The sequence below is a fragment of the Bacillus sp. BB51/4 genome (assembly GCF_008368845.1).
GTDB classification, from domain to species: Bacteria; Bacillota; Bacilli; order Bacillales; family Bacillaceae_G; genus Bacillus_A; species Bacillus_A wiedmannii.
Window position 1 is genome coordinate 371,676 of the sequence record NZ_QOSC01000014.1, and the last position, 16,830, is coordinate 388,505.

The 16,830-nt window shown below is 36.4% G+C and carries 17 protein-coding genes and 2 other annotated features; of the genes, 13 read left to right on the forward strand and 4 right to left on the reverse strand.

The features are described from left to right. Positions 1 to 46: 46 nt before the first annotated feature. Entirely contained in the window at positions 47 to 247 is a 201-nt protein-coding gene (locus DN392_RS21710) for a hypothetical protein (protein ID WP_000913391.1), read from the forward strand. A gap of 163 nt (positions 248 to 410) precedes the next feature. On the opposite strand, the gene msrA is transcribed toward DN392_RS21710, so the two are convergent. Then, positions 411 to 947, reverse strand: a complete 537-nt coding sequence (msrA, locus tag DN392_RS21715) for a peptide-methionine (S)-S-oxide reductase MsrA (protein WP_088321363.1) — start codon at positions 945 to 947, stop codon at positions 411 to 413. Positions 948 to 1,140: 193 nt separating this feature from the next. Then, positions 1,141 to 1,386, forward strand: a binding site (T-box leader). Between the two features lie 109 nt (positions 1,387 to 1,495). Further along, positions 1,496 to 1,736: a binding site (T-box leader), on the forward strand. A 152-nt stretch (positions 1,737 to 1,888) separates the two neighbouring features. Here msrA and ilvE point away from each other — a divergent pair. From ilvE to ilvA, 6 genes are read left to right on the forward strand one after another with little or no spacing between them, the layout of a single operon-like run. Next, positions 1,889 to 2,788 (forward strand): branched-chain-amino-acid transaminase, encoded by a 900-nt coding sequence (gene ilvE / locus DN392_RS21720; protein ID WP_000528139.1) that lies wholly within the window; start codon positions 1,889 to 1,891, stop codon positions 2,786 to 2,788. Positions 2,789 to 2,806: 18 nt separating this feature from the next. Continuing rightward, positions 2,807 to 4,519 carry an acetolactate synthase large subunit gene (ilvB, locus tag DN392_RS21725; RefSeq protein WP_000434918.1) on the forward strand — a complete coding sequence of 571 codons (1,713 nt, stop codon included), beginning with the start codon at positions 2,807 to 2,809 and terminating at the stop codon, positions 4,517 to 4,519. Next, positions 4,516 to 4,746 (forward strand): ACT domain-containing protein, encoded by a 231-nt coding sequence (locus tag DN392_RS21730; RefSeq protein ID WP_002108560.1) that lies wholly within the window; start codon positions 4,516 to 4,518, stop codon positions 4,744 to 4,746. Before ilvB ends, DN392_RS21730 begins: the two co-directional genes overlap by 4 nt. A 13-nt stretch (positions 4,747 to 4,759) precedes the next feature. Next, positions 4,760 to 5,767, forward strand: coding sequence for a ketol-acid reductoisomerase (gene ilvC / locus DN392_RS21735; protein ID WP_061673180.1), 1,008 nt, complete (start codon positions 4,760 to 4,762; stop codon positions 5,765 to 5,767). A gap of 46 nt (positions 5,768 to 5,813) precedes the next feature. After that, positions 5,814 to 7,487, forward strand: a complete 1,674-nt coding sequence (gene ilvD / locus DN392_RS21740) for a dihydroxy-acid dehydratase (protein WP_064056723.1) — start codon at positions 5,814 to 5,816, stop codon at positions 7,485 to 7,487. Positions 7,488 to 7,518: 31 nt separating this feature from the next. Next, positions 7,519 to 8,781, forward strand: a complete 1,263-nt coding sequence (gene ilvA, locus DN392_RS21745) for a threonine ammonia-lyase IlvA (protein ID WP_064056722.1) — start codon at positions 7,519 to 7,521, stop codon at positions 8,779 to 8,781. Positions 8,782 to 8,871: 90 nt separating this feature from the next. Here ilvA and DN392_RS21750 read toward each other — a convergent pair whose 3' ends face one another. Continuing rightward, a complete protein-coding gene (locus DN392_RS21750; RefSeq protein ID WP_064056721.1) occupies positions 8,872 to 9,099 on the reverse strand; it encodes a hypothetical protein in 228 nt (75 codons plus the stop codon). A gap of 52 nt (positions 9,100 to 9,151) precedes the next feature. After that, positions 9,152 to 10,255, reverse strand: a complete 1,104-nt coding sequence (locus DN392_RS21755) for a CapA family protein (protein ID WP_064056720.1) — start codon at positions 10,253 to 10,255, stop codon at positions 9,152 to 9,154. Positions 10,256 to 10,471: 216 nt separating this feature from the next. On the opposite strand from DN392_RS21755, the gene DN392_RS21760 reads away from it, so the two are divergent. From DN392_RS21760 to DN392_RS21770, 3 genes are all read left to right on the forward strand, one after another. After that, entirely contained in the window at positions 10,472 to 11,188 is a 717-nt protein-coding gene (locus DN392_RS21760) for a DUF554 domain-containing protein (RefSeq protein ID WP_000236059.1), read from the forward strand. An 18-nt stretch (positions 11,189 to 11,206) separates the two neighbouring features. After that, positions 11,207 to 12,058, forward strand: coding sequence for a GNAT family N-acetyltransferase (locus tag DN392_RS21765; RefSeq protein ID WP_061673178.1), 852 nt, complete (start codon positions 11,207 to 11,209; stop codon positions 12,056 to 12,058). 168 nt (positions 12,059 to 12,226) lie between these two features. Next, the gene (locus DN392_RS21770) at positions 12,227 to 13,441 is read left to right on the forward strand and encodes a multidrug efflux MFS transporter (protein WP_061673177.1); all 1,215 of its coding nucleotides are present in this window, start codon (positions 12,227 to 12,229) and stop codon (positions 13,439 to 13,441) included. 48 nt (positions 13,442 to 13,489) lie between these two features. On the opposite strand, the gene DN392_RS21775 is transcribed toward DN392_RS21770, so the two are convergent. After that, complete coding sequence (locus DN392_RS21775; RefSeq protein WP_000982937.1) at positions 13,490 to 14,251, reverse strand: DODA-type extradiol aromatic ring-opening family dioxygenase; 762 nt, start codon at positions 14,249 to 14,251, stop codon at positions 13,490 to 13,492. Positions 14,252 to 14,455: 204 nt separating this feature from the next. Here DN392_RS21775 and DN392_RS21780 point away from each other — a divergent pair, with 204 nt between their 5' ends. From DN392_RS21780 to DN392_RS21790, 3 genes are all read left to right on the forward strand, one after another. Then, positions 14,456 to 15,379: an alpha/beta hydrolase gene (locus DN392_RS21780; protein ID WP_064056717.1), complete on the forward strand. Its 924-nt coding sequence runs from the start codon at positions 14,456 to 14,458 to the stop codon at positions 15,377 to 15,379. A 55-nt stretch (positions 15,380 to 15,434) separates the two neighbouring features. Then, positions 15,435 to 16,040 (forward strand): pentapeptide repeat-containing protein, encoded by a 606-nt coding sequence (locus tag DN392_RS21785; RefSeq protein ID WP_001288918.1) that lies wholly within the window; start codon positions 15,435 to 15,437, stop codon positions 16,038 to 16,040. Positions 16,041 to 16,121: 81 nt separating this feature from the next. Continuing rightward, positions 16,122 to 16,766 carry a LytTR family DNA-binding domain-containing protein gene (locus DN392_RS21790; RefSeq protein WP_000389700.1) on the forward strand — a complete coding sequence of 215 codons (645 nt, stop codon included), beginning with the start codon at positions 16,122 to 16,124 and terminating at the stop codon, positions 16,764 to 16,766. The last annotated feature ends 64 nt before the right edge of the window (positions 16,767 to 16,830 follow it).

The following is a 16,830-nucleotide window of genomic DNA, read 5'->3' on the forward strand; positions in this document are numbered from 1 at the left end:
AAAGCTACAGTAGAAGAGATAAATAAAGCATAGGAGAGCTGAAGAAATGCTTAAAAAGTTTTTGCTTTCTTTACCGGATGTTTTACTTGTATGCGTTGTTCTCTATATAACATACACAACTACTCTTAGTTTTGTACAGATGTTAGTAATTTCAATTGCAATCGGAATCATTGGTGGTCTTGCTATAAGAATTTTTACGGATTTATTCACATTCATCAAGTGGACAATTAAACAAAGGAAGTCTTGACTATGTTTAATTGCTACTAGGAGGGGATGAAATGAGTAAGAAAAAGAATAGAGTAAAAAACGAGATAGTACTTTGGAGATTAACAGCTGTTGTTTTTATCATTGTATGGTACTTTTATCAAAAATAAAAACGCATCGTACTAAAAAAGCACGATGCGTTTTTATTATTTCTTTTGCCAATTTTCTTTTATAAAATCTTCACGGCCAGATTCTTTTTGCTCAGTAGCATATTTCTCTGGGTTCTTTTTATAAAAATGTTGATGGTATTCTTCAGCCTCATAAAAAGGTGCAGCCGGGCGAATTTCAGTTACGATTGGCTCTTTAAACATACCGCTTTCTGCAAGAGCTTGTTTTGATTTTTCAGCAAGCTCTTTTTGCGTTTTATTGTGATAAAAAATAGCAGTGCGATAAGAGGGACCGCGGTCAAAAAATTGTCCACCATCATCAGTTGGATCGATTTGTGGCCAATATAAATCTAGTAATTTTTTATATGGAAAAATAGAAGGATCGAATGTAATTTGTACAACTTCTAAATGACCAGATGTACCAGCTTTTACCTGTTCATATGTTGGGTTTTCTACATGACCACCTGCATAGCCAGAAAGTACTTTATGAATACCAGGAAGTTCATCAAATGGCTTTACCATGCACCAAAAGCAACCGCCTGCGAAGGTTGCGAGTTCGTATGTTTTTTCGAACATTGTTGTAATCCTCCTAAATATATATGTTTTATATAGTATTATACAAAAATTTTTATTGCGCAATAAAAAAGATTCGAAAATATATGTATTATTAAAAATATTTTCTGAAAACATGTTGACAATGAAAAGAACAACGTCCTATAATACGTTTAACAAATAAAAGTTAATTAAGAATTTTCTAACTTTATATGTTGTATATGCAAAGAAGAGGAAAGTAGATGATTATGATCGTTTCAGAGAGCTACTCCAAGGCTGCGAGAGTAGTAACAATCGAATCATTGAAGATCACCTCGGAGCATCGCTTGCGAAAGGGAAACTGAGTAGAGGGCGGCGGCATCGTCTCCGGTAAAAGGACGGGGGTCTAATTGGACCTACAAAGCTTATATTTCGTGAGAAGTATAAGGAAGCTGAGTGGTAACGCGAAACTCTCGCCTCAGCAATCAAGAAATGTAATTGTTGAAGTGGAATGCTCGGGTGAGAGTTTTAATCTTCTAAATTGTAGTAGTTGATTGCTGAGGCGAGAGTTTTTATTTTAAAAAATAAAATAAGAGAATGCGTAGAAGAGGAGAGTAAATGATAAAAATTGTTTCAGAGAGCTGCCTAGAAGCTGTGAGGGTGGTAACAATTTCATCATTGAAGATCACCTCGGAGCACTACTTTTGAAAATTAGTAAAAAGTAGCGGAGTTGTTTCCGATAGAAAAACAAAAAGTCTAATTGGACTTGCAGAGCTTATATTTCGTGAGAAGTGTAAGGAAGCTGAGTGGTACCGCGATTCCCTCGTCTCAGCAATGGATTGCTACAAGTGTGTAAGTGATCGATTGTTGAGACGAGTATATTTTTAAGGTTTATATACTGAATATTCTGTTAAAAATACTCATCTCAGCAATCGATATAGAAATAGATTGCAAAAATAGAGAGAAAAAAAGAGGAGCGATGTGAGATGGGAAACCAGTACATTTACATGAATGGGGAATTTGTAGAAAAAGAAAAGGCGGTTGTTTCAGTATATGATCACGGTTTTTTATACGGAGATGGTGTATTTGAAGGGATTCGTAGTTACGGTGGAAATGTATTTTGTTTAAAAGAACATGTAAAACGATTATATGAATCGGCAAAATCTATTTTACTTACAATCCCGCTGACGGTTGAAGAAATGGAAGAAGCAGTTTTACAAACATTGCAAAAAAACGAGTATGCGGATGCCTACATTCGATTAATTGTTTCAAGAGGAAAAGGTGACTTAGGGCTCGATCCTAGAAGTTGTGTGAAACCGAGCGTTATTATCATTGCAGAACAATTAAAGTTATTCCCACAGGAATTTTATGATAATGGACTAAGCGTTGTATCTGTTGCATCAAGACGTAACACGCCAGATGCATTAGACCCACGCATTAAGTCAATGAACTACTTAAATAACGTACTGGTAAAAATTGAAGCGGCACAAGCGGGAGTGTTAGAGGCCCTTATGTTAAATCAGCAAGGATATGTTTGTGAAGGATCTGGTGATAATGTTTTCGTTGTGAAAGATGGAAAAGTGTTAACACCCCCTTCTTATTTAGGAGCGCTAGAAGGTATTACGAGAAATAGTGTTATCGAGCTATGTGAGCGACTTAATATTCCGTGTGAGGAAAGGCCATTTACTCGCCATGACGTATATGTAGCAGATGAAGTATTTTTAACGGGAACGGCAGCAGAATTAATTCCAGTTGTAAAAGTTGATTCAAGAGAAATTGGAGATGGGAAACCAGGAAGTGTAACGAAACAATTGACAGAGGAGTTTAAAAAGTTAACGAGAGAAAGAGGAGTACGTGTTCCAGGATTGGCGGAGAGCTTACTGTAGGGAGAGGAGTTAAGTAAAATGGAGCAGCATACAGCATGTGAGAAATTGCATTGTGAAGAAGTGACAGGTGCCGGACACGTTATTCAATGTTTGAAAAAATTAGGTGTAACGACTGTTTTCGGTTATCCGGGCGGAGCGATTTTGCCGGTATACGATGCGTTATACGGAAGTGGTTTGAAGCACGTATTAACTCGTCATGAACAAGCTGCTATTCATGCGGCAGAAGGATATGCAAGAGCTTCTGGAAAGGTCGGGGTAGTCTTTGCTACCTCTGGACCAGGGGCGACAAATTTAGTTACGGGTTTAGCAGATGCTTATATGGATTCGATTCCTTTAGTTGTTATTACAGGGCAAGTTGCAAAACCTCTCATCGGAAAAGACGGATTTCAAGAAGCAGATGTTGTCGGGATTACAGTACCTGTTACGAAGCATAATTATCAAGTTCGTGATGTGAATCATTTATCACGCATTGTACAAGAAGCTTTTTACATCGCCGAAAGCGGGCGACCAGGACCAGTATTAATTGATATTCCAAAAGATGTTCAAAATGAAAATGTAACAAGTTTTTATAATGAAGTAATTGAGATTCCAGGATACAAACTAGAGCCTATGCCAGACAGTATGAAGCTTAGAGAGGTAGCTAAAGCCATTTCAAAAGCAAGACGTCCACTTCTTTATATCGGAGGAGGTGTCATTCATGCAGGTGGCTCTGAAGAACTCACTCAGTTTGCGAAGGAGAATCGTATTCCTGTCGTTTCCACTTTAATGGGACTTGGTGCATATCCACCGGGAGATTCGTTATTTTTAGGAATGCTCGGCATGCATGGAACGTATGCTGCAAATATGGCAGTAACAGAATGTGATTTACTACTCGCGTTAGGTGTTCGCTTCGATGATCGTGTAACAGGAAAATTAGAACTCTTTTCTTCGCATTCGAAAAAGGTACATATTGATATAGATCCGTCTGAGTTTCATAAAAATGTAACTGTGGAGTATCCGGTTGTTGGAGATGTGAAAAAAGCGTTACATATGTTGTTACATATGCCGACTGATACACAAACAAATGAATGGCTTACGAAAATAGAGGAATGGAAGGAGGAATATCCTCTTTCCTACAATCAAACAGAATGTGAGTTAAAACCACAGCATGTTATTAGCCTAGTAAGTGAATTAACGAATGGTGAAGCGATTGTTACGACAGAAGTAGGACAGCATCAAATGTGGGCTGCGCATTTTTATAAAGCGAAAAACCCAAGGACTTTTCTAACGTCAGGTGGATTAGGGACGATGGGATTTGGCTTCCCGGCGGCAGTTGGTGCTCAGCTTGCGAAAGAAGAAGAACTCGTCATTTGTATTGCAGGTGATGCTTCTTTTCAAATGAACATTCAAGAATTACAAACAGTTGCTGAAAATAATATCCCTGTAAAAGTATTTATTATAAATAACAAATTTTTAGGGATGGTAAGGCAATGGCAGGAAATGTTTTATGAAAATCGGTTATCAGAATCAAAAATTGGATCGCCAGATTTTGTGAAAGTGGCAGAAGCTTATGGAGTGAAGGGGTTAAGAGCAACAAATTCAACAGAGGCGAAACAAGTGATGTTAGAAGCATTTGCTCATAAAGGTCCTGTTGTAGTTGATTTTTGTGTAGAAGAAGGTGAAAACGTATTTCCGATGGTTCCGCCAAACAAAGGGAATAACGAAATGATTATGAAGAGGTGGGAAGAATGAGTCATACTTTTTCACTCGTTATTCATAACGAGCCAAGCGTCTTATTACGTATAAGTGGGATCTTTGCTCGGCGTGGTTATTATATCTCTTCTTTACATTTAAACGAAAGAGATACTAATGGCGTTTCTGAAATGAAACTCACAGCAGTTTGTACTGAAAATGAAGCGAGATTACTTGTTGGTCAGTTAAAAAAATTAATTGATGTACTGCAAGTAAATAAACTATAAGGAGTGAATGGATATGAAAACGTATTATGAGAAAGATGCAAATGTAGAGTTATTACAAGGGAAAACAGTTGCAGTAATTGGTTATGGATCTCAAGGTCATGCACAGGCACAAAATTTACGTGATTCTGGTGTGGAAGTAGTAGTTGGTGTTCGACATGGTAAGTCTTTTGAAGTAGCAAAAGCGGATGGGTTTGAAGTAATGTCTGTTTCAGAAGCAGTTCGAACCGCGCAAGTTGTACAAATGTTATTGCCAGATGAACAGCAAGCACATGTGTATAAAGCAGAAGTAGAAGAGAATCTCCGTGAAGGACAAATGTTACTTTTCTCACATGGATTTAATATTCACTTCGGACAAATTAATCCGCCAAGTTACGTAGATGTAGCAATGGTCGCACCAAAAAGTCCAGGTCATCTCGTTCGTCGTGTATTCCAAGAAGGAAATGGTGTTCCGGCATTAGTAGCAGTACATCAAGATGCAACGGGAACGGCATTAAGTGTAGCACTAGCGTATGCAAAAGGTGTAGGCTGTACACGCGCAGGTGTAATTGAAACGACTTTCCAAGAAGAGACAGAAACAGATTTGTTTGGTGAGCAAGCGGTGCTTTGCGGCGGGGTAACTGCACTTGTGAAAGCTGGTTTTGAAACATTAACAGAAGGCGGATATCGTCCTGAAATTGCATATTTTGAATGTTTGCATGAATTAAAGTTAATTGTTGATTTAATGTACGAAGGTGGTTTAACGAATATGCGCCATTCTATTTCCGATACAGCTGAGTTTGGAGATTATGTAACAGGATCGAGAATTGTTACAGATGAAACGAAGAAAGAAATGAAACGAGTACTTACAGAAATTCAGCAAGGTGAATTCGCGAAGAAATGGATTTTAGAAAATCAAGCTGGGCGTCCAACATATAATGCGATGAAAAAAGCAGAGCAAAATCATCAGTTAGAAAAAGTAGGGACAGAGCTTCGTGAAATGATGAGCTGGATTCATGCACCGAAAGAATTAGTAAAGAAATAGAGTAAGCGATTGTAAGTGAAAAATACGTAAGAGGGGATTTGACAAGATGAGAAGTGACATGATTAAAAAAGGTTTTGATAAAGCGCCGCACCGTAGTTTATTAAAAGCAACTGGTTTGAAAGATGAAGATTTTGATAAACCGTTTATAGCTATCTGTAATTCTTTTATTGAAATTATTCCAGGTCATAAGCACTTAAATGAGTTTGGGAAACTTGTTAAAGAAGCAGTGCGTGCAGCAGGTATGGTTCCATTTGAATTTAATACAATTGGAGTAGATGACGGTATTGCGATGGGGCATATCGGTATGCGTTATTCACTTCCGAGTCGTGAAATCATTGCAGATTCAGTAGAAACAGTTGTAAATGCACATTGGTTTGATGGCATGATTTGTATTCCAAACTGTGACAAAATTACACCTGGTATGATGATGGCTGCACTTCGTATTAACATTCCAACTGTTTTTGTTTCAGGTGGTCCGATGGCGGCTGGAAAAACGTCAAAAGGAGACGTTGTCGATTTAAGTTCTGTTTTCGAAGGTGTAGGAGCTTATCAATCTGGTAAAATTTCAGAAGAAGAATTAAAGGATATTGAAGATCATGGCTGTCCATCTTGTGGTTCTTGTTCCGGTATGTTTACAGCAAACTCTATGAACTGTTTATGTGAAGTATTAGGTTTAGCTCTTCCTGGTAACGGAAGTATTTTAGCTATTGATCCAAGACGTGAAGAATTAATTAAACAAGCAGCAGAGAAATTAAAGATTTTAATTGAAAGAGATATTAAACCAAGAGACATTGTAACGGAAGAAGCAATTGATGATGCGTTCGCGCTTGATATGGCGATGGGCGGTTCAACAAATACAGTGTTGCACACGTTAGCGCTCGCACAAGAAGCGGGTTTAGATTACGATATGAACCGCATTGATGCCGTTTCAAGACGTGTACCACATTTATGTAAAGTAAGTCCTGCCTCCAATTGGCATATGGAGGATATTGATCGAGCAGGCGGAATTAGTGCAATTTTGAAAGAGATGAGCCGAAAAGAAGGGGTGCTTCATTTAGACCGTATTACTGCTACTGGGCAAACATTAAGAGAAAACATTGCTCATGCAGAGATTAAAGATAAGGAAGTTATTCATTCTCTCGAAAACCCTCATAGTGAAGAAGGGGGATTACGTATATTAAAAGGAAATCTTGCGAAAGATGGGGCAGTTATTAAAAGTGGGGCAACCGAAGTAAAACGATTTGAAGGACCTTGCGTTATTTTTAATTCACAAGATGAGGCGCTTGCGGGCATTATGCTTGGGAAAGTTAAGAAAGGCGATGTAGTTGTTATTCGTTATGAAGGACCAAGAGGTGGCCCTGGTATGCCGGAAATGTTAGCACCAACCTCAGCGATTGCAGGTATGGGATTAGGTGCAGATGTTGCGCTATTAACGGATGGACGTTTTTCTGGAGCTTCACGTGGTATTTCGGTAGGGCATATTTCGCCAGAAGCAGCTGCGGGCGGAACGATTGCACTTCTCAAGCAAGGGGATATCGTTTGTATCGATGTTGAGGAAAGATTGTTAGAAGTAAGAGTTAGTGATGAAGAATTAGATAAGCGTAAAAAAGAATGGAAACGACCAGAACCGAAAGTGAAAATTGGCTGGCTTGGACGTTATGCGCAGATGGTAACATCGGCGAATACAGGTGCAGTTCTAAAAATCCCGGATTTTGATTGAGCCAATTTAAAAGAGATAAGGATGATATGAAATGGTGCAAAAGGTAAAGGAGAGAGTGAAAATTGAAGATATCTTAATGGCACATAATTGCATGAAAGATATCGTTATTAAAACACCGTTACAACGTGATACAGTTTTATCTGAGAAATATGATTGTGCCGTTTATGTAAAACGAGAAGACTTACAATTAATTCGCTCTTTCAAAATTCGTGGTGCGTACAATTTAATTCAAAGTTTATCGAAAGAACAATTACAAAACGGTGTTGTTTGTGCAAGTGCTGGTAATCATGCACAAGGAGTTGCTTATACGTGTAATTTATTGAAGATTCCGTCAAAAATCTTTATGCCAACAACGACACCTAAACAAAAAGTATCGCAAGTACAATTTTTCGGTGGTGATTTTGCGGGAATTGTATTAGTTGGTGATACATTTGATAGCTCGTTCCAAGAAGCACAGCGCTATTGTGAGGAAAATAGAATGACTTTCGTTCATCCGTTCGATGATCCGTATGTTATTGCTGGTCAAGGAACAGTGGCAGTTGAAATTATGCATGATCTGGAGAAACCAGTTGATTATATCTTTACAGCAATTGGAGGTGGTGGGTTAGCATCAGGTGTTGGTACATATGTTAAAGGTGTTAGTCCTGCTACAAAGATCATTGGTGTAGAACCCATGGGAGCTGCATCTATGAAAGAGGCTTTTCTTCAAAATGAAAATGTCGCATTGGAGAAAATAGATAGTTTTGTTGATGGGGCAGCTGTTAAAAAGGTAGGGAAGTTAACATTTGAAACTTGTAAAGATGTAATTGATGATATTGTTTTAGTACCAGAAGGAAAGGTTTGTACGACGATTTTAGAACTGTATAAGAAAAATGCAATTGTAGCTGAACCGGCTGGTGCACTATCTATTGCAGCGCTTGATTTATATAGAGATGAAATAAAAGGTAAAACAGTTGTATGTACGCTAAGTGGTGGAAATAACGATATTGATAGAATGCAAGAGATGAAAGAACGTTCTCTCATTTACGAAGGGTTAAAGCATTATTTTATCATTGAATTCCCGCAGCGTTCAGGTGCACTAAGAGAGTTTCTTGATAAGGGATTAGGGCCAGAAGATGATATTACGCGCTTTGAGTATATTAAGAAACATAATAAAGAAAATGGCCCAGCACTAGTCGGAGTAGAGTTAAAACATAAAGAGGATTATGAGCAACTAATTACTCGTTTTAAAGAAAATAATATTCAATTTATGGAGCTTAATAAAAATCCTATTTTGTTTGATTTACTTATTTAATAAAAGGAAAGAGGTAACATACAGTTGTACCAGAAATAAAAAAGATAGATGCAAACAGCGGAAATGCTGCTTGTATCTATCTTTTTATAATTAAACTATATATTTTCCATATTCAAGAAGGATAAAGCTAGTTAACCAAAAGAGTATCGCAATACGAATGATTATATACATAGTAAATTCAAAGGTAGTAAGTTTTCGTTCACGTTTTATTTTTTTTAGAAGTCTAACAGAAAAAACTGAACATAAAAGTAGAACGGCTATAGACATTTTATAAATGTTCTCTAACAAACTTACATTTTCTAATAAGTCTTTCAGCATGTTCATCACCTATTCTGTAAAGTATGTTACAGAGAAATAGATTTTGCGCTGTCTAGTTTCGTTTGTTTTTTATGTTCCCTGTATGATCAATTTCTACATCAGTTGAAATCGTTTGTAAATATTGTAGAGCTTTTTTCTTTTCTTCCTCATTTACAGGGGAAACTTGGTTGTTGCGAATGATGTAAGGATTGAATGACATTTGGACATCCTTTCCTTTAAAAGTTAAAGTTAATACGCCAGTTTCAGCGCTTTTCCCACTCACATAACTTGGGAATAAAAAGTTACCTAATGAATAAGCGATAGGAACTTTATTATAATACTCAAATCCTTGTAACCAATGCGGGTGACTCCCGACAATCGCGTCAGCTCCTGCTTCAACCATTTTAGGTACATATTGTTTTTGGTACTCTACCGGACGATTTGATTTTTCAACGCCCCAATGCATATAGATGATTAAATAGTCTGCATCTTTCTTTTGCTCTTTAATTGTTTTTGTTACAAGATTTAAATCATATCCGTTCGCAACGCCAGGTTTATTATCACCAGCTACCCAATTCGTATCAGGCATAAATCGAACGAAGGAAAGAAATTTGAACTTTTTCCCTTTTACATTCATTTCTCGTGCAGTATATGCATCCTTTGCATTCTTTCCGGCTCCAATGTAAGGGAACTTTAATTTTTCTACGTGAGAGATCGTATCTAATAATCCATCTTGCCCATAATCAAGTGTATGGTTATTCCCGATATTTACGATGTCATATCCAGTATTTTTAATGGCTTGAAGCGTGGATGGATCACTTTTAATCCAAAACAGTTGTCCAGGAGTTTTCTTTTCTCTCGTTGTAAATGCCGACTCTAAATTAACGAAAGAAATATCAGCTTTTGTTATTTCTTCTTTTACATGTTGGAATGGATAATCAGCTCCGTTTTTTTCAATGACCGGACGTAATTGCCAATCGAACATTGTATCACCAGAGAAGGTGAGGGTAATTTCCGGGTCTTCTATTTTCTTTTCAATTTTTGAAGCGGTTTTACTAGATTTATTTTGCAAATCGGGTTTGTCTTTCGCCTTTGAAGTAAAAGAGTAGTTAATTAATACAACAATTGGTGTAATGCAAAAGGCTATTAACAGAAATCGTTTTAGTAAAGTTTTCATAAATACCTTCCCTTTTGAGTTTATCCCGCAATTAGTGGGCAGTAAAACTCGCGCTAATTAAAGTTTCATTTTATGTATAGCTACAAAAAATTGCGGCTTATGTAGTGGAAAATATTTGTTAATATTCTCAATATTAAGTTAACATATAGGTAACCTGTAAATCAATGAATAAACCAAAATATAGAAATAAAGAATTCGAAGGGTGAAGAATAAGAAATGGTTATATTAGGAGCAGTTGTAAATGGGGTTTGTATTATATTTGGTACTTTACTAGGTAAATTATTTAGTAGGATTCCAGAGAGTATGAAGGGAACAATTATGCATGCAATCGGTTTAGCAGTTACTGTACTTGGACTTCAAATGGCATTGAAAAGTGAAAATTTTCTTGTTGTCATTTTAAGTTTAGTGATTGGTACCGTAATTGGGGAGTGGCTACAACTAGAGGGAAAGTTAAAACTGTTAGGAGATTGGCTAGAAAATAAAGTTGGATCGAAAGGGAAAGGGAGCATTTCAGAAGGTTTTGTAACAGCTACACTTATTTTTGCAATTGGTGCGATGGGGATACTTGGTGCACTCGACAGTGGTATTCGCGGAAATCATGATATTTTATTTACAAAGGCGATTATCGATGGGTTTATTTCTATTATATTAACGACAACTTTAGGGATTGGTGTAGTATTTTCGGCGATTCCAGTTATTTTATACGAAGGAGGTATTGCGGTTTTTGCAACACAAATTAATAGTTTGGTCCCGAAAGAATTAATGAATCAATTTATAGTCGAAATGACAGCTACAGGTGGCATTATGATAGCCGCTATTGGATTGAACTTACTTGGTGTTATTAAAATTAAGGTGGCAAATTTACTGCCAGGTATAGTGGTAGTTGGAATAATCGTTTCACTTATTTATGGTTACGGTTTACTAGTAAAGTAGTAGGGGATGGAGATACATATGGAGGAATATAAATTTACAAAACGTGTTCATAACATATTACAGATTGCAGCAGAAGAGGCAGAATGTAATATTATTCAACCAACTCATCTGTTTATAGGTATGTGTAAAGAAGGTACTGGCGTTTGCAGCGAGTTGTATATGTATTTGTTTCGTAACGTGAGTACGGATTTTTTAGAAAAACTTTCAATACGAAAACAAGATGATTTAACGGATCAAGGGTATAAAAAAATAGGACAATATAAGTTATCTTATAAGGTGTTAGAAATTTTACAAATAGCGCAGAAACGTATGAAACATTTCCAGCAAGTATTAATGAATGAAGGACATGTTATATATGCACTCTTTCGCGCGGATACGTTTATTGAAAATCCACAAATACATAAAGACATATTACGCATTATAGCTGAGCCAAGAGATTTAGCGGTCGATTTAAAATATTTTATTCCGACTTATAAGCATTTAACTTGTAATGTTAGAAAGGCTAACTCTTCTGATTTCGAAAAATTAGCAAGTTTTGTTGAGTCGGAATTTGGTGAACGTTGGCTGCATTCGATAGCGTATGGATTTCGTACATATAAAGAAAATTTACCTATTTATATAGCAGAACAAGAAGAAGTGATAGTAGGTTTTGCTTGTTATGACGTAGTGAGAGGAAAAAAAGGATTGTTTGGTCCAATGGGCACAGCGAAACAAAATCGTGTGAAAGGTGTAGGGGAGCAATTGTTACAGTGTAGTCTGCATAGTATGAAGCAAGAGGGATATGAATATGCAATTATTGGACAAGCGGGTCCAGTTGAGTTTTATGAGCGATGTTGTAATGCACGTTTAATACCGATAATGGATTATTAACCAACTTCATTTAGGTGGAGTTGGTTTTATTATGAAAAAAATGTGGGATTGTAGTGATTTTTACTAGAAAATAGCGGGTTTTGTAGTAAATCTTACAAATAAAGCAAATTACTAAACTTTTTATATAAAAGGGTGTAGAATGGGTATCTAAAGAAAGAAGGTGTGAAAATGGCCAGCTGGAAACGAAATTTGATGATTTGTTGGCTAGGTTGTTTTACCACTGCAGCCGGTATGAGTTTAGTAATTCCTTTTTTATCTTTTTATATTGAGGAATTAGGTGTGACTGGCACTTCTAGTATTGCACAGTGGTCGGGACTTGCATTTGGTGTAACATTTTTAATGGGTGCGATCGTATCACCAATATGGGGAAAGCTTGGTGATATACATGGACGGAAATTGATGCTTATTCGTGCTAGCCTTGGTATGGCGATTATTATGACGCTTATGGGGTTTGTAACGGATGTGTATCAACTAGTCGCACTAAGATTTTTGATGGGAGCAGTATCTGGTTTCCTTTCAACGGCGATGACATTCATCGCAGCAGAAACTCCGAAAGAACATTCAGGTTGGGCAATTTCTACAATTTCAACTGGTGGCGTGAGTGGCTCGTTACTTGGTCCATTACTTGGAGGGTATTTGTCTGAGTTAATTGGAATGCGCCATGTTTTTCTTGTTACAGGAGCTTTTTTATTCCTTTCCTTTCTCATCGTTTTTTTCTTCCTACATGAAGAAAATCACTCCGCTCAAGCAAAAAAAGTACAACCTAAAAAAGTGTGGACGATGGTCCCAGCAAAACATTTAATTATTAGTTTATTTGTAACAACATTTATTATTCAACTTGCTAATATGTCTGTTCAGCCAATTGTTACATTGTACGTGAAAAATTTAGTTGGTCCTCAAACTGCGCATATTGAAACAATTGCGGGTGCCGTTATGTCAGCGACAGGATTAGCAGTTATTTTGACAGCACCAAGATTAGGACGATTATCAGATCAAATCGGTCCTCAAAAAACGTTAGTTGTAGCGTTGTTTGCTGCAGGAGTTATTTTTATCCCGCAAGCATTTGTAACCTCAGCTTGGCAACTATTAATTCTTCGATTTTTATTAGGTATCGCACAAGCAGGATTATTACCTTCCGTACAAACTCTACTAAAACAACATACACCAACCCACGTTACAGGACGAATATTTGGATATAATCAATCGTTTCAGTTTTTAGGAAATATGATTGGTCCAGTACTCGGGGGGCAAATTGCAGCACATGCAGGATTCCAATATGTGTTCTTCTCTACTTCATCACTATTATTTATCGCGTGTATTTGGGTTTATTTTCATAATAAGAACGAAGAAGTATCAGAGAAACAACATTTGGAAGTTAGTTAACTAAGTGAATGAAAAAAGGATGAAGCAACGATTGCTTCATCCTTTTCTTTAAAATTTAAGACATAGATAACTTAATGTACCAAGCTCGTAACTACGGTGAATGACTTCACCGCTATTTTCACCATTGCCCATAGCGATAAATAAAGGAACAAAATGCTCTGCTCTTGGTACTGCTAATTGTGCATGAGGCGCATTGTTTTCCCAATTAAACAATGCATCTTTATCGTTAGTCTGCATATGTTTTATAATCCAATCATCAAATTCAATTGCCCATTGTTCGGGTGTAGTTTGATTCCATTTCAGTGCTCGTAAGTTATGAACGGTAACACCGCTACCGATTACTAAAATATCTTCTTGTCCAAGTCCTTTTAATGCTTCTCCAATCTTAAATTGTTCTTTTGCAGAAAGGAAAGGATTTACTGATATTTGTACGACAGGAATATTTGCTTCTGGATACATACGATGCAGGAGTGTCCATGAACCATGATCTAAACCTCTCGTCATATTATGATGGACTGGAATACCTTTGTTTTTAAATTTTGTTTCTAACATAGATGCAATGTTAGAAGAGCCTTTCGCACGATATTTTATTTCGTATAACTCAGGAGGAAAACCTCCAAAATCATAAATTGTTTCATATTCGTTATCTGATGAGGAAATCGTTAATACTTCACTTTCCCAGTGAGCAGTGAAAATAACAATTGCTTTCGGTTTATATGTTTCTCCAAGTGTCTTTAAAAAACTTGTATATTCTGTATCTTGAATAGCGAGCATCGGTGATCCATGTGCTAAAAATAATGATGGCATCATAATAGTAACCTCCCTAAAATATAATAATTACTTTATGTAAGTAACTATATAATTTTATTTTATGTTCGTCAATATATTAGTTTAAGAGCTAATTGGAAAAGTGCGTCATTTGTCATAATGAAAGCAATTGCATATAATACATAATAAGGATAATGAATGGATATTCATTTTTTGAGATACATAATAGAGTTGGGAGCTGACGAAATGAACGTACAGGAAAGTTTCGTTACGGCATTGGATGGATCGGAAATTTATTTACGCAAGTGGTTACCAGAAGGTGAACCAAAAGGGATTATTCAAATTGCACATGGTATGACAGAACATGCAGGTGTTTATACAGATTTTATTGTTGCTTTATTAGAAGCTGGGTATGGTGTTTATGCGCATGATCATAAGGGTCATGGGAAAACAGTGAAAAGAGAAGAGGATTACGGTCATTTTGAACCAAATATAGGTTGGAGTGAGGCTGTTTCTGATGTTATCTTTGTATCAGAAACGATAAGAAAAGAGCGGACATGCCCGTTATTTTTACTTGGACATAGTATGGGTTCTTTTTTATCAAGACGTGCTGTACAACTTAAAGGTGAATTATATGATGGATTCCTTATTTCAGGAACTGGTGGAAATCCAGGGCTTTTAGGAAGTATCGGTCATAAAGTAGCGACAATTGAAATGAAATTACGCGGGGAAAAAACGAAAAGTCCGATGCTAAACTTTTTATCTTTCGGAAACTTCAATTCACACTTTAAACCAAATCGTACAAAATTTGATTGGTTATCTTCAGATAATAATCAGGTTGATAAATATATTGCGGATCCGTTATGTGGATTCATTTGTACGACGAGTTTTTATCGAGAACTATTTTCTGGTGTATTAGAAGTAAATAAACTAGAAGAATACAAGAAAACGCCAAAAACCCTTCCGATACATATATTCTCTGGAGACCGTGATCCTGTTGGAGATATGGGAAAAGGTGTAAAAGAAGTATACGAAAACTATAAAAAATGTGGTGTGAAAGACGTGACACTACGTTTATATGAAAATGGAAGACATGAAATGTTCCATGAAGTAAATAGAGATGAAGTATTTCAAGATTTGATTTCTTGGTTAGATGGGCATATTGTATGAGAAGAAACCTCACTTTTTTCAAGTGAGGTTTCTTTGAGGAAATGGAGGAATGGTTATGAGTGAATTTGTAAATAAAGAGTATACAGAAATAGATTTTCAACATGATTTGATTAAAGAAGAGGAATTGAAAAATTGTACGTTCCTAAAATGTCGTTTTAGAGGGATAGATGCATCGGAAGTTTCTACTGAAAATTGTAATTTCATAGAATGTGATTTTACGGGTGCTCTTTTTAACGCTTCTATCCATCAAGGAACTACATTTGCAAATTGTAAGTTTGTTGGTGCGAATTTATTTGTATCGAAGTTTGAAGAATGTAAAATGACTGGCTCTGATTTTGAAGAAGCGAATCTAGACGGAATAACTATAATATCGGGAGATTGGTCATATACGAATTTAAGGTTTGCGAACTTAAGTAAACAAATGTTAAAGGGTATACGTTTAATTGAAGCTGACCTATATGAATGTAATTTAGAAAAAGCAGATTTACGTGAAGCGGATTTAACAGGTGCCCAATTAGGTAAGGTGAAACTTAGCGGCGCAGATTTAAGAGGAGCTGTAGTTGATCGAATTGATTTTACAAGTTTTGATTTAAAAAACGTGAAATTAGATATAGCACAGGCAGTTGCAGTAGCAAGATGTTATGGGGCTAAGGTGAACTAAATTGTTTGTAAAACCGTTCAAATTGTTGAACGGTTTTACAAATCATAATAGTAGTATAATAGTGAATGAGGTGTTAATAATATGGAAGATAAAACATTAGGTATACTACTAGATGTTGTTGGGGAATTATTTTCAGATGAAATATCAATCGCCGTTTCGAATACGAAAGAATATATTTACTATCGGCCAAGTAAACGAATTGATTTAAAGATTAGCGCCGGGGATCCTATTAAGGAAGGAACGATTGCTCATAAAGCAATGGTAACGAAGCAAAAAGCCTCTGAGTTTATTAACCGTGATGTTTTCGGTATTCCTTATCATGGAATGGCCGTACCATTTTCAAATAATGGCAAGATTGAAGGGTGTGTGACGGCAATTTATCCCGCTTTAACGGATGGTAAGTCAGTCGTTACTTTAAAAACAACAGACGGATGGGTTCCAGTTCCTTTTTCAAAGGTCATGTATTTAGAGGCTAAAGATAAAAAGACGTATGTGAATTCAGAAGAGTTAACAGGAACACATAAATACTCACTACAAGAATTCGAATACTTACTTCCGAAAGATTCGTTTATTAGATGCCACCGTTCCTTTATTGTAAATGTTAATCATATTAAAGCGATTTATCCTGATACGCATTCTACCTTTTTACTTTCTATGGATAACGGAGAGAGGGTACCAGTAAGTCAATCATACGCCAGTTATTTTCGTAAGCTTCTAGGATTCTAAAATTTTCTACTTTAGAACCTAGATTCGCTGTTTTATCTGAATTTTCGGCATTGTGTAAGAAAAT

Excerpts from the sequence above, each read along its gene's own strand:
- DN392_RS21710 (WP_000913391.1), top strand. The coding sequence starts at position 47 with ATGCTTAAAAAGTTTTTGCTTTCTTTACCGGATGTTTTACTTGTATGC.
- msrA (WP_088321363.1), bottom strand. The coding sequence starts at position 947 with ATGTTCGAAAAAACATACGAACTCGCAACCTTCGCAGGCGGTTGCTTT.
- ilvE (WP_000528139.1), top strand. The coding sequence starts at position 1,889 with ATGGGAAACCAGTACATTTACATGAATGGGGAATTTGTAGAAAAAGAA.
- ilvB (WP_000434918.1), top strand. The coding sequence starts at position 2,807 with ATGGAGCAGCATACAGCATGTGAGAAATTGCATTGTGAAGAAGTGACA.
- DN392_RS21730 (WP_002108560.1), top strand. The coding sequence starts at position 4,516 with ATGAGTCATACTTTTTCACTCGTTATTCATAACGAGCCAAGCGTCTTA.
- ilvC (WP_061673180.1), top strand. The coding sequence starts at position 4,760 with ATGAAAACGTATTATGAGAAAGATGCAAATGTAGAGTTATTACAAGGG.
- ilvD (WP_064056723.1), top strand. The coding sequence starts at position 5,814 with ATGAGAAGTGACATGATTAAAAAAGGTTTTGATAAAGCGCCGCACCGT.
- ilvA (WP_064056722.1), top strand. The coding sequence starts at position 7,519 with ATGGTGCAAAAGGTAAAGGAGAGAGTGAAAATTGAAGATATCTTAATG.
- DN392_RS21750 (WP_064056721.1), bottom strand. The coding sequence starts at position 9,099 with ATGCTGAAAGACTTATTAGAAAATGTAAGTTTGTTAGAGAACATTTAT.
- DN392_RS21755 (WP_064056720.1), bottom strand. The coding sequence starts at position 10,255 with ATGAAAACTTTACTAAAACGATTTCTGTTAATAGCCTTTTGCATTACA.
- DN392_RS21760 (WP_000236059.1), top strand. The coding sequence starts at position 10,472 with ATGGTTATATTAGGAGCAGTTGTAAATGGGGTTTGTATTATATTTGGT.
- DN392_RS21765 (WP_061673178.1), top strand. The coding sequence starts at position 11,207 with ATGGAGGAATATAAATTTACAAAACGTGTTCATAACATATTACAGATT.
- DN392_RS21770 (WP_061673177.1), top strand. The coding sequence starts at position 12,227 with ATGGCCAGCTGGAAACGAAATTTGATGATTTGTTGGCTAGGTTGTTTT.
- DN392_RS21775 (WP_000982937.1), bottom strand. The coding sequence starts at position 14,251 with ATGATGCCATCATTATTTTTAGCACATGGATCACCGATGCTCGCTATT.
- DN392_RS21780 (WP_064056717.1), top strand. The coding sequence starts at position 14,456 with ATGAACGTACAGGAAAGTTTCGTTACGGCATTGGATGGATCGGAAATT.
- DN392_RS21785 (WP_001288918.1), top strand. The coding sequence starts at position 15,435 with ATGAGTGAATTTGTAAATAAAGAGTATACAGAAATAGATTTTCAACAT.
- DN392_RS21790 (WP_000389700.1), top strand. The coding sequence starts at position 16,122 with ATGGAAGATAAAACATTAGGTATACTACTAGATGTTGTTGGGGAATTA.